Origin of the sequence: Brevibacillus sp. AG162 (assembly GCF_006715575.1) — a bacterium.
Classification (GTDB): domain Bacteria; phylum Bacillota; class Bacilli; order Brevibacillales; family Brevibacillaceae; genus Brevibacillus; species Brevibacillus brevis.
The window spans coordinates 77,233-88,750 of record NZ_VFNO01000009.1 but is presented as its reverse complement, the minus strand read 5'-3'; the positions used below and the strand labels follow the sequence as shown (position 1 = coordinate 88,750).

12 protein-coding genes are annotated in these 11,518 nt (G+C 40.6%); 6 read left to right on the top strand and 6 right to left on the bottom strand.

The window, feature by feature from the left end:
• The first annotated feature begins 3 nt into the window (after positions 1-3).
• Positions 4-747 (top strand): suppressor of fused domain protein, encoded by a 744-nt coding sequence (locus tag FB479_RS23265; protein ID WP_142066866.1) that lies wholly within the window; start codon positions 4-6, stop codon positions 745-747.
• A gap of 91 nt (positions 748-838) precedes the next feature.
• Positions 839-1,291, top strand: a complete 453-nt coding sequence (locus FB479_RS23260) for a GNAT family N-acetyltransferase (RefSeq protein WP_142066865.1) — start codon at positions 839-841, stop codon at positions 1,289-1,291.
• Between the two features lie 80 nt (positions 1,292-1,371).
• Here the strand turns inward: FB479_RS23260 and FB479_RS23255 are convergent, their stop codons facing one another.
• The 3 genes from FB479_RS23255 to FB479_RS23245 all read right to left on the bottom strand — a co-directional run bounded on the left by FB479_RS23255 (position 1,372) and on the right by FB479_RS23245 (position 4,555).
• Positions 1,372-2,451 (bottom strand): hypothetical protein, encoded by a 1,080-nt coding sequence (locus FB479_RS23255; RefSeq protein ID WP_142066864.1) that lies wholly within the window; start codon positions 2,449-2,451, stop codon positions 1,372-1,374.
• Positions 2,438-2,968: an RNA polymerase sigma factor gene (locus FB479_RS23250; RefSeq protein WP_142066863.1), complete on the bottom strand. Its 531-nt coding sequence runs from the start codon at positions 2,966-2,968 to the stop codon at positions 2,438-2,440. Before FB479_RS23250 ends, FB479_RS23255 begins: the two co-directional genes overlap by 14 nt.
• Before the next feature lie 786 nt (positions 2,969-3,754).
• Positions 3,755-4,555 (bottom strand): TatD family hydrolase, encoded by an 801-nt coding sequence (locus FB479_RS23245; protein WP_106654227.1) that lies wholly within the window; start codon positions 4,553-4,555, stop codon positions 3,755-3,757.
• A 286-nt stretch (positions 4,556-4,841) separates the two neighbouring features.
• Between FB479_RS23245 and FB479_RS23240 the strand changes: the two genes are divergently transcribed.
• Entirely contained in the window at positions 4,842-5,333 is a 492-nt protein-coding gene (locus tag FB479_RS23240; protein WP_142066862.1) for a DUF2798 domain-containing protein, read from the top strand.
• Between the two features lie 9 nt (positions 5,334-5,342).
• On the opposite strand, the gene FB479_RS23235 is transcribed toward FB479_RS23240, so the two are convergent.
• The 3 genes from FB479_RS23235 to FB479_RS23225 all read right to left on the bottom strand — a co-directional run bounded on the left by FB479_RS23235 (position 5,343) and on the right by FB479_RS23225 (position 9,358).
• Positions 5,343-7,667 carry an ABC transporter permease gene (locus tag FB479_RS23235; RefSeq protein WP_142066962.1) on the bottom strand — a complete coding sequence of 775 codons (2,325 nt, stop codon included), beginning with the start codon at positions 7,665-7,667 and terminating at the stop codon, positions 5,343-5,345.
• A gap of 2 nt (positions 7,668-7,669) precedes the next feature.
• Complete coding sequence (locus FB479_RS23230; protein WP_142066861.1) at positions 7,670-8,374, bottom strand: ABC transporter ATP-binding protein; 705 nt, start codon at positions 8,372-8,374, stop codon at positions 7,670-7,672.
• A gap of 276 nt (positions 8,375-8,650) precedes the next feature.
• The gene (locus tag FB479_RS23225; RefSeq protein WP_142066860.1) at positions 8,651-9,358 is read right to left on the bottom strand and encodes a DNA alkylation repair protein; all 708 of its coding nucleotides are present in this window, start codon (positions 9,356-9,358) and stop codon (positions 8,651-8,653) included.
• Positions 9,359-9,517: 159 nt separating this feature from the next.
• On the opposite strand from FB479_RS23225, the gene FB479_RS23220 reads away from it, so the two are divergent.
• The 3 genes from FB479_RS23220 to FB479_RS23210 all read left to right on the top strand — a co-directional run bounded on the left by FB479_RS23220 (position 9,518) and on the right by FB479_RS23210 (position 11,467).
• Positions 9,518-10,327, top strand: a complete 810-nt coding sequence (locus FB479_RS23220) for a TrmB family transcriptional regulator (RefSeq protein WP_142066859.1) — start codon at positions 9,518-9,520, stop codon at positions 10,325-10,327.
• A gap of 82 nt (positions 10,328-10,409) precedes the next feature.
• The gene (locus tag FB479_RS23215) at positions 10,410-11,144 is read left to right on the top strand and encodes an AzlC family ABC transporter permease (RefSeq protein WP_142066858.1); all 735 of its coding nucleotides are present in this window, start codon (positions 10,410-10,412) and stop codon (positions 11,142-11,144) included.
• Positions 11,135-11,467, top strand: coding sequence for an AzlD domain-containing protein (locus FB479_RS23210; protein WP_142066857.1), 333 nt, complete (start codon positions 11,135-11,137; stop codon positions 11,465-11,467). Before FB479_RS23215 ends, FB479_RS23210 begins: the two co-directional genes overlap by 10 nt.
• Positions 11,468-11,518: the final 51 nt, after the last annotated feature.

Below are 11,518 nucleotides of genomic sequence, written 5' to 3'. Positions count from 1 at the left end.
GCGATGAATTTTTTCAAGAAGCTATTCGGCGGTACGAACAACGGAGAAAAGTCAAAGGACGGCACCACGATTTACACATATAACGAACAAGCTGATTACGAACCGCCAGCTCCCATGGAATATGTAGAAGAAATTGTTGCCCACTTTGAAACAGTATTTGCGGGAAGAGAAAGCAGTGTTTTTCACGAAATTATTTCCGATATGATACATATTGATGTGAATGTAATGAGTCCTACAGAAGAAGAACCATTTTGGGTTCTGTATACGACTGGGATGAGTGATTTACCGATGACGATCCCGGATGAAATACAGGAGCAGATGGAAGAGAATTTCGATCGGGCAGAACTGATGATATTTTTGCCTGCTTCCTGGGAGCTGACACAAGAGTCACTACAGGATGAAAACAACTACTGGCCGATCAGGCTGATGAAGCAAATGGCTCGTTTTCCTCACCAGTACAATACATGGTTGGGATACGGACATACGATACCGAATTATGAGAACTATGAACCGTATGCGGATGGCACGGGCTTAAATGGAGTCGTTCTGTTTCAGCTATCCGAAGAGATCAGCGTCATTCCCACCAAGGATAGGAACAAGGTTCATGCCTATTTCTTGATTCCTTTGTATAAAGAAGAGATGGAATATAAATTGGAGCATGGCATGGATGCGCTGTTGGATAAATTGTTTGAGCTGGACGATGATGCGCTGATTTTGAATCCAAATAGAAGAAATACGTGCAAGTAAAAATATATGGATTCCCCACCCCTTTTAGCTAAAGGGGTTTTCTTGTAAGATGTTAGAATAATCCCACAACGGATCTAATTGGAGGTAGACGATGATTCATTTTCGAGTCGCAACAGCTAAAGACCTGAATAGAATTGTTCAAATGCTTGCGGATGATGAATTAGGCAAGACGAGAGAGCGTTACGAAACGCCGCTACCAGAAAGCTACATAAAAGCGTTTGAATCCATTGATGCAGACCCCAATAATGAATTGATTGTGGCATGCCGTGGTGAAGAAATTATTGGTGTACTACAGATTACGTTTACGCCTTATCTAACACATCAAGGTAGCTGGAGAGCGACGATTGAGGGGGTTCGGACTGCATCTACGGAAAGGGGTCAAGGAGTTGGGAGCAAGTTAATCGAATGGGCAATACAACGGGCGAAAGAGCGAGGCTGCCATCTGTTTCAACTAACGACAGATAAACAACGCGAGGATGCTTTGCGCTTTTATGAGCGATTAGGTTTTAAAGCGACGCATGAAGGATTAAAAATGAAGCTGTGAATCAACTAACGGAGTAAAAAATAACGGGTTCCATATACGATATATAGAACCCGTTGCTCCTCGGCTATGACCAAGCCAAGTCAGTCCCTTTCTATACTGATCCCATAAATATTACCAATATCCAAATCATTGAGCTGTATGGATAAACGTGGTTTTCCAGGACTGTCACTTCTCAATATATAGCCGCCCCAATCCTTGCCGCCGTATGCCTTATACCCAGTGGTGTCTATGCCAAAAATATCTTCAATAAGCGGCTTTGTGACGGGAATTGCTTCATCGATTGATTTGATAATGATGTGGTCCGTTACATACTGCACATCATATACTTGACCTGTTTGTGCTCCGACTTCCACCGAATATCTCTCGTGCTCGTTGTCAAACGTCCATCTATCTTCTTTCTCATCTGATGATTTGATCGCTAGGGTGAAGGAGAGATCATTTTTATTGGAGAAGCGCGTCAAAGCTTTTTGCGCGATGTCTAGAGACTTTCGATCTGCATCCTTAGGGTTGTAATTCAACCTATAATCAATGACTTTGTTTGTAGATAAATCAACATTAACATCCTGATCTTTTTCCAACTCAAAGCTTAGAAGGGCTGAGTCTTTTCTTTTAACGAATTCGGCTATTTCGAAGTTAACCGGTTGTTTCGTATCGTTATAGGCATTTCGTGCAGTCTCTACATATTTATGATAAGGCTCCGTCAATTCATGGATGGCAAAAGTTGCTTTGAGGGCAATAACCTCTGTCGTATCAGGCTTAAAAAGCACCCAGGTTGTGTGATCCTTTGTCTGTACAAAAAAGGACTTTTCGTTTTTCTCGATCTCTTCAAAAGGAAAGTTCTTCTCAATGCCAGTCGCCGTAGTGATTGCCTTCTGGGCAGCCGTAAAATACTTTTGCTCTTCGGGAGTTAAAGCTGCACTGCTCGTTGATTCTGCTGGGGCAGAAAATGGTTTCATCCAGAAAAAACCGAGCAACAGACCGCAGGTGATCAGCCCTTTTGCCATCCATCCATAGTACATTCTTCGTTTGTTCACTTTTTGAAGTCTACCTCCTTCTTCTCGCACACCCTTTAATATTGCTTGGCTTCGTTCTCGGGAAAGGATTTGCTCCGGGAATTGATTCAATTCTTCCAGAATGATCTGCTCATCACAGGATGGCATCGTTCATCACCTCCGCAATTGAAACATGCCTTTTGTTTTGAATCGCTTTTATTGCTCTGTGCAAAGTAAGATTGACCTTGGCTTCCGTCCATCCCAAAACCTCCGCAGTCTCCTTGCTCGATAATCCCTTGATCCCTCTGAGTATCAACACGTCCCGATAAGAAGGTTTTAACTGATTGATCATTTCATAGAGTAGACGCTTGTTTTCACTTAACATCAGCGACTCTTCCGGTGTTTTGTCGTGCGAGACGAGATGCTGCAAGAAGATATCCGGCAACCAGCTGATTAGCTTTGTTTTGCGTCTTTCATCAATTGCTATGTTTCGTGCTATGGCAAACAGCCACGTTTTGGGATTCTCAACCTCTGTTCCCTGCATAGCTTTCAGGGCACGAATAAAGGTCTCTTGAACCAGATCGTCGATGTCTGTTCGTCCCGTATAATAGACGAGAAACCGATATACATCTTGGCTGTATGTAAGAAACCACTGCTCAATTCGTGCGCCAAAATGATCATCCACTGGTGTTCCACCTCCTTGTCACTGTATAGACGGAGTAGCTGCTGACAATCTTTCACTTTCATGAAAAAAATGAGACACCCCGGATAATCAGTCAGGTGTCTTTGCTCTATTCTCATATCCATAAACCTCTCGTAAAGCATAGCATGGGGATGTGATAGCGTTGTAAAAAATAGATGGGGAAAAAACAGTCGCAATGAAAAAGCGGGACGCAGATTAGTCGCGTCCCACTCTAGTAGCGGTCTCTAGCCCATAAAAGTGATTTGAATTTTCGTGTTAAACCGATCGGTAACAACCCAGCCTGCTGGAATCTGTTGGATTATACCTGATCCATAGCTTCGCTCCCTTTGGCGCTTTTTGAATACTCGTAATTTCAAATTTATCGGTTGTACTATCTGTAATGACCCATCCTTGGGGCATGATTTGATTGTTGCGTACCCACAGTTTATCTCCGTAACCTGCGCCTTGTGTATAAATCATTTGAAGAGAAGTACCACTGCTATCTATAGTGATGCATGGGATAAAATATTTTGTTCGGACGAGTTCGAAAGCGTTGGTTCTGCAGCCTGAGTAGGAAGTGTGATAGACAGGACAACTAAGAAAAGACCTAGACTTGAAGCCATACTTTTTTTAAGCATAAACAAACCACCTCTCTTTTATTTTCATCCATTATTTGTAATTAAAATCTATTTTTAACAATCGAGAAGCGACGTTTTTGTGAAATGCTCTATATTCATTGCCTTGTCACAAAATGAAAAAGAGGGCACGAGTCCCTCTTTCGGAAACTACCTATACGTTAAAAAATTCTTTCGCAGTCTTGGTAGTAGCGTTGGCCACTTCCTCTGGGCTCAATCCCATGCATTGGGCGACCGCGTGCAATATATGTCTCAGATACACTGGCTCATTCCGACCATCCACAGGCTTTTCTTTTAAATCACGAGGAGTTAAAAATGGCGCGTCCGTTTCAATCATCAAACGATTCAAAGGAATCTTTTTCACAAGCTCCCGAAGATGTTTCCCACGTCTTTCATCACAAATCCATCCCGTAATCCCGATATGAAAGTCCATTTCTAAATAGGTGTCCAATTCCTTGGAGGTGCCGGTAAAGCAGTGTACAACCCCGCGATCGATATTTTGACGATGCTCTTTGAGAATAGAGACAAAATCAAGATGAGCATCGCGTTCATGCAAAAACAACGGCAGTTGAAGTTCTGTGGCCAGGGAAATTTGTTCGATGAACCACTTTCTTTGAATATCACGAGGGGAGAAGTCACGGTTATAATCCAGCCCGCACTCTCCAATCGCTACCACATGGGGAAGAGATGCCAGTTCTCTTAATTTCTTGATTGTCGATTCATCACAGCTTTTTGCATCGTGAGGATGAATACCTGCTGTGGAGTACAGCTTTCCTTTGTTGCGACTCGCATAGCGTGAAGCATCTATGCTGTTTCTCAAGCTTGTCCCTGTCAAAATTAATGGGTAAATGCCTTGTTTCTCTGCTCTGGCAACGACCTCATCGCGATCTTGGTGAAAGGAGCGGTGCATCAGGTTTACGCCTATATCGATGATCTGTGTATCCAAGAGAATCAATCCTTCCCAGTAAGAGGTATGAGTACGTACTGATTTTCACTAAAATTCCTATTTTTGGTTGTTTTTCATTATAGCTGATCGAGTTGTGATGTTCTAGAGACGAAAAAATCCTCCCTGCGGTGACAGAGAGGACTCGTTGCTTTCTATTCTCACGAAGGAATGGCATCTAATGCTCCCCTTGCCAATTGCGCCAAATCCACTAAAAATGTTCACGAAATGTTCACTTATGAAGAGAGGTTTGCAATCACTATAATAGCAAAGTGTTAAAAAGAAGGGATGATGAGATATGCATGCAGAAACAAGACTTCCTAGAAACGGAAAAGAGGGTATCCTATTTTTATTGATTATTTCAATCCTCTCCGTAAACATTATTGCGCCTATTATAGTTGGGTTGGAACGTGGGTTTAGCAAAGAAGTTTATTTAGACACAGTAAAGATAATCCCTTTTATGTGGGTCATTGTTGTTCTACTGGTAAAACTGGTTGCCGGACCGATTGTAAGCAAAGTGATGCCAAAATTCGTGGGACAGACAGATGGATTTAATGCCAGAGTGTTACTAAATATTTTGCTAAATGTTACGATCTTATCTATTTTGCTGTCCATTATCGGAATGTGGGTTGGCACGAAGGAAATAAGTCTGGAACCGTTTCGAAACTTCCTTCATAACTGGCCGAGAAACTTTGGTATCGCATTTTGGGTTGAAATATTGATTGCCCACCCAATAGCCAGATTTGCCATGAAAACAATACACGCAAGACAGGCACGTAAAGCAGGTTAGTCGATAGTTTTAGTCTACTCCTTTTAAGGATTCAATCATATTGATGTTGGATACTTTTCTTTGAAGGAGCAAGTTGGACAGAATCGTAAGCAAGTAGGCAAGAATAACAGAAACCAACAGGATAGGAATCGTTAATTGATCCGGGATTTGTTGATGGGTACTGGACAGTGCTTTGACAATCATGGAATAAACATAGCCACTTATCGGTAAAGCTACAAGGATCGCAAATGTAGTGAGTATCATGTTTTCAAAAAAGATAAGCCTGTTTATTTTATGTTTTTGATAGCCTAATACCTTAAGTGTTGCAAGCTCGCGATTCCTTTCATAAATGTTGATGGAAGAGATCGTGTAGATCGCGCCAAAAGAGAGGATAACGGCGCAAATAATAAACATGATAAATACAAAATTGTTTTGTTTCAAAATATATTCAGCGGTTTTCTTTAGATCATCTCTATCTGCAATGGTTTCTACATGAGGATCTTGTTCGAAGAAGTTGCGAACGCTTATAAGATCTACAGAGCTATTTGCCTGAACGAAAAGGGAGGTTGGACTGTAGTCTATGCCAAAGCTCTTTAAATAGTCCGGTGTGATATAAAACGAAGGATTCGAAAACTGCGTAGATATATGTAAAACCTTCATATCTACAGCTTTGTTTGTAAGCGCTGGTTCTTTGAACGTTATTTGGATGATATCTCCTGCTGAAATATGATATTTGTCGGCGTAGGATTTGGGTACCAGCACACCATTATTATCTAAAGTGATCCGATTATCATCTTCGTCAAAGAAATGAATAAGAGTGTTTTCTTTTTCAGTAACAACGAGAGTGGCATTATCTTTTTTATCACCTTTTATGAATTCAACAGGAAAGGTGGATAAATAATAATGATTTTTCATACCGGAGGGGAGTTTTACCGTATCAGTAGATGTTCCCACCGTATAATCTACTCGTAAATCATACGTATAGACATCTTCAATTTGGCTCGCTACTTTTTGCAGGGCAGATTGAGTGCCAAAAGCCGTTATCAATAAGACCGTGCTTACAACAACACCAATTGAGCTCGCTATAGCTTTTTGTTTATTTAGGAAAATATTTCTCAAAATGAGTTTGTAGCTATAGGAAATATGACTCCAAATACCCGGAATTCTTTCTATAAACAGCGTTTTCATCTTCTTTGGCGGTTTGGGACGCATAGCCTGAGCCGCACGTTCTTTTAACAGGGTTCTTCCACTGAAGTAACACGCTAGGATTCCAAAAGCACTGGAGAAAATAATGGGAGGAATGAAAGAATAAAAAGAAAGGGAGTATGTAATGCCAGGCAGAGAGTAGGCTCTTGCACTCGATGCAGTTACGAATGGAACAAATACGAGAGCGGCAATCGCACAACCGATGATTGAGCCTATGATACCTGCCAGCACAGGGTATCCCATGTAATGAAGCATGATGCTTCTGTTTTTAACACCTAAAGCCTTCATAATCCCTATTTGGTTTCTTTGAGAATCAATCATTCTCGACATGGTAAGATACAGGATAATCGCTACAATCAAAAAGAGAACGAAAGGGATAACCATACTCATCAATTGATTATTCTGGATCGTTTCATTTATTTTCGAATAGCTGAAAGACCGTTCTTTACTGATTTGGTTTACATAAGTAAGGTGTTTGGATTGTACTTCAATGGATTGACCTAATTTGTCAATATCGTATCCTTCTGCAGCATCGATCATGATTTCATTATAGGAAAGGCCACCTAAGATTTCAGAAATTGTTGCTTCGGCAATATAAGCGAATCCGTAGGTTTTATGGTCTTGTATTTCGTTCTTTTTTGCATGTTCAACGTTCTCACCCAAGCCGCTAATGGTAAATGTAAAATTCCTTTCATTGACGCTAATACTGATTTCATCACCGACTTGAAAAAGATGTTCTTTCGCATAACGAGAATCTAATAATATCTCATTCTTTTTTGACGGGATTCTGCCCTCAATCATAGCAATCGTGTTAATTTCGTTTTTGACAGGGATGGAATGAATTTTCAAAGAAGCTTTTACATCTTCAAAGGCTTGCGTGGCATCAAAGGTATAACGTGCTTCCATTTTTTTAATGCCTTCTATTTCACTTAAAACAGCGACATCATTTTTAGAAATTTGATTGTAAAATACTTGTAGGTCGCTTACGTTATGTTCTTTAAAATAACCTTCTGTATAAGCACTAAGATTATTGCTATACGTTACTAGCCCCCCGTAGAAAAAGGCTCCTACTGCGATAACCAAAACAAAGGCGATAAATTGCCCGATCGACTGTTTTATATCCCTTACTAATTTTAAAAATAATTTCATTATCACCACTCAATCCCTTCCACACTTTGCTTTTCATGATTAATGGTAACGCTTTCAATCATTCCGCTTTTCACCTTAATAATTTTGTCAGCCATAGGAGCAATAGCAGAATTATGTGTGACCAAGACGACGCACTTTTTCGTTTCTTTGTTCAAATCCTGGAGAAGCTTTAGGACGGATTTGCCTGTCATATAATCCAATGCTCCGGTTGGCTCGTCACATAATAAAAGCAAAGGATTTTTGGCAACAGCTCGCGCAATCGCAACTCTTTGTTGTTCGCCACCAGAGAGCTGGGAAGGGAAGTTTTTCATACGATTTTGTAATCCAACTTTATGTAAAATCTCTTTCGCATCCAGATGGTTTTTACATACTTCCGTAGCAAACTCAACATTTTCGAGAGCGTTTAAATTCGGAATTAAGTTATAGAATTGAAAGACAAAGCCGACTTTCTCACCGCGGTATTGCGTTAATTTTTTTTCGTTGAATCTGGTTATTTCTTGATCGCCAACAAATACTTGACCTGAGGTAGCCGTATCCATTCCGCCTAACAAATTCAAAATCGTACTTTTACCGGCGCCACTTGCACCCAAAATAACGACGAATTCTCCCTCTGCTATGGAAAAATCAACACCATTCAGTGCCTTGATTGGGACTTCTCCGATTTTGTATTCTTTCGTTACTTTTTTGAATTCGATTAACGTCTTCACGGAATACATCTCCTCGTATCTTATTTTTGAAACTTAAGTACCATAATATACCAACGGAGAGTGGTTACATCCCGCAGTCGATGTATTTTGACATCGGTCTCCAGAAGGAGTTTGCTCTCGCTTGTCAGAAAAAAGCCTCTACACGACCAGTATCGCCTTTAAATTCGCCTACTATTACAAATAGAAAGTCTTCGACTTGCTCGCAAAAAAAACGGAGCAACCTCTAAAGGGCTACTCCGTGTCCATACTATTTCCTCACGAGAAACCAACGGGGAATTAACACCTCACATGTTTCCGTTTGAAGCCAAGCTGACCTTTACTTACTGCCTTTTGAATATTATCAAAAGCGTTTAGGAACTTACTTTTTGCTTTGTCTTTTTGGACTTCTACCGGACCTACTGCCTTTGCGATTTCGACTGCCTTATCGTGGAGTGGCAAATAGGAAGTAGCCACGGTGTAAATAAAATTATTCATAGCGTATTTCGTTCGTTCGGGTGAATCGTGAATCGTATTTTTCACAGTATCAAGCATATTGGCAATTTTGCTTTCGGAAAATTCACGATCTGGGCGATTACCCAAAAGCCAGCAGTAACAACTCCAGCCCGCAGACATCCTGAGCTCTTCGCCGCTTGTAATCCATTGATCGGCAACTTCTTGGGCAATATCTGCTTCAGATAAGGTTACTGCAACCACATAATCGGACAGCATATAAAAATAGGCCTTATCCATCCACCGATCAAAATCCGCTTTGGTCATTGCTTTTGGGTCTGCGATCACACCGGCAAAGTACATGGCGTCGTAGTTTCCAGTAGCGTAAAGCTGCTCAGCCAAAGGTTGGTTTATCTTGATTTTTTTCGCCATTGGCTTCATAGCGCCTGTAGCCACGCCAAAAAGTGGTTCGTGAGCGCCATTGGAAAGATAAATTTTCTTGGTTCGTTCCTTGCCGAGAGCTTCAAGCTCTTGCATGACCGTTTCTACATCCATCGTATATCACTTCTTTCGTTGTTTTCTCTACTATACAATTTAAGTAAACCCCCCTTAAATTATTGACTATATTCTTAGTGATTATTATAATAACCACCATAGAAAGTAGAGGTTATTGTTATAATCACTAAAGATGCGTATTCAAGGTGGTGGTTTTCTTTGGATGAGATTTATAAAGAACTTCAGAAATTGGGATTTTCACAATATGAATGCAAAGCATATATCGGGCTTTTAAAGCAGTCGCCTATAACTGGATATGAGATTAGTAAAAGATCGGGTGTACCTCGTTCCATGATTTATGAAGTATTAGGGAAATTGTTAGATAAAGGAGCAGTTTATACGGTACCATCTGAACCTCTGACCTACTCTCCTTTGCCAGCTAAAGAATTAATCACTCGATTGCGTAATTCCTTCGAGCAATCATTTGATTACCTTGAAAAAAATCTATCTGCTTTAGAAAGTGAACAGCAAGTAGATGTGGTTCGACGTATTAGTAGTGATGAACTGGTTATCACAGAAATGGTCGATATGATAAACAAAGCCCGAGAAGAACTATGGTTATCGATTTGGCAACCACAGGTTTCTTTTATTAAACAGGATGTAGATAAGCGGGTAAAAGAGGGTGTCCCTGTATTTTCCATTTTGTTTGGAGCACCTGATACCGAGTTAGGTGTAACCACTCATCATAATTACATGTCTCCAAAAGTAGCAGAGGAACGTATGAGTGGCCGTTTAACCATTGTCTCCCGGGACAATGAAGAAGTATTAATAGCAAATTTCGCTCCAAGTACCGCTGCATGGGCTATAAAAACACAAGACCCAGCACTTGTATTAGTAGCAATAGAGTACATCAGGCACGACATTATGTTTGCACAATTAGTTAAGGAAATTGGCCCCGAGAAAGCCGAAGCTCTCTGGATTAACCATCCTGACCTGTTCCAAGTGGTTACAGGAAAACGGTTCAAGTAATTTGAACCGTATTTTCTTTCACTTTTTCATAGTAGTTATAATAATAACTCCTTGAATATGAATAAGACTATGGAGGGATAAAATGAGTTTAGCAAACGACCAAATCGAAACGGTAGCAGATTCAAGAGATAAGGATACTTTTCGCCAAGGTGTAAAGGATTGTGTCCCTACGTTGCTCGGTTATTTAAGTATTGGATTTGCTGCTGGTGTTATCGAAAGGACAGCGGGTCTTAGTATCGCTGAGATAGCCCTGATGTGTTTAATTCTTTATGCTGGCTCAGCCCAATTTATCGCTGCCGGAATGATGGCAGCAAGCAGTTCGATTACCACCATTATTATTACGATCTTCTTTGTTAATCTTCGGCATCTTTTACTTAGTGCAGCCCTAGCACCATATTTTCGGCATCTTTCTCCGCTAAGGAACATGCTGGTAGGGTCTCTACTGACCGATGAGTCGTTTGGTGTTGCCATCAACGAAGCTGCAAAAAAGAATTACATTAGTGAAAAATGGATGCACGGTCTAAACATAACGGCTTATCTAAACTGGTGCGTAGCCAATATAGCCGGAGCATTCTTCGGACAATGGATTTCAAATCCTGAAAAATTTGGTTTGGATTTTGCCTTAACAGCGATGTTTATTGGACTTCTGGTACTTACGATGTTAAGTCGAAAGAAAATTAGACGTGATGTGGTTGTTGCGATAATCGCAGTTGTTATTGCTGTGGGAACCAGTTCAGTGTTGTCTGGCAGTATGGGAGTTATTGTTGCTACAATTTTTGCTTCAACGATAGGGATGGTGATGGAAAAATGGAAGTAAGATTGGATGTTTTTTTGATGATTGCAGGAGCAGCTATTGTTACATTCATCCCTAGAGTCCTACCTCTCATGGTACTGAGTCGTTTTCAATTGCCAGAGTGGGCAACACGATGGTTAAGCTATGTCCCCATATCTGTTATGGCTGCTCTCGTAGCTCAAGAGATATTTAATCATGGTGAAAAGATTTCTTTTTCTACAAATAACGTTGAACTTTTCGCAGCCATACCAACCTTTTTCATTGCGATAAAAACACGTAGTTTAATGGCAACTGTACTCGTAGGCATTATTTCTTTGATGGTTTTACGTTTTCTGTTTTCATCTTGATCGCTGCAAGATGTTCGTGTGATTGCCGTTTTCTTTCCTGACCATAACTGT

What these genes read in the sequence shown, in the direction of transcription:
- FB479_RS23265 (WP_142066866.1), top strand. Translation starts at nt 4, where the DNA reads ATGAATTTTTTCAAGAAGCTATTCGGCGGTACGAACAACGGAGAAAAG.
- FB479_RS23260 (WP_142066865.1), top strand. Translation starts at nt 839, where the DNA reads ATGATTCATTTTCGAGTCGCAACAGCTAAAGACCTGAATAGAATTGTT.
- FB479_RS23255 (WP_142066864.1), bottom strand. Translation starts at nt 2,451, where the DNA reads ATGCCATCCTGTGATGAGCAGATCATTCTGGAAGAATTGAATCAATTC.
- FB479_RS23240 (WP_142066862.1), top strand. Translation starts at nt 4,842, where the DNA reads ATGCATGCAGAAACAAGACTTCCTAGAAACGGAAAAGAGGGTATCCTA.
- FB479_RS23235 (WP_142066962.1), bottom strand. Translation starts at nt 7,667, where the DNA reads ATGAAATTATTTTTAAAATTAGTAAGGGATATAAAACAGTCGATCGGG.
- FB479_RS23225 (WP_142066860.1), bottom strand. Translation starts at nt 9,358, where the DNA reads ATGGATGTAGAAACGGTCATGCAAGAGCTTGAAGCTCTCGGCAAGGAA.
- FB479_RS23215 (WP_142066858.1), top strand. Translation starts at nt 10,410, where the DNA reads ATGAGTTTAGCAAACGACCAAATCGAAACGGTAGCAGATTCAAGAGAT.
- FB479_RS23210 (WP_142066857.1), top strand. Translation starts at nt 11,135, where the DNA reads ATGGAAGTAAGATTGGATGTTTTTTTGATGATTGCAGGAGCAGCTATT.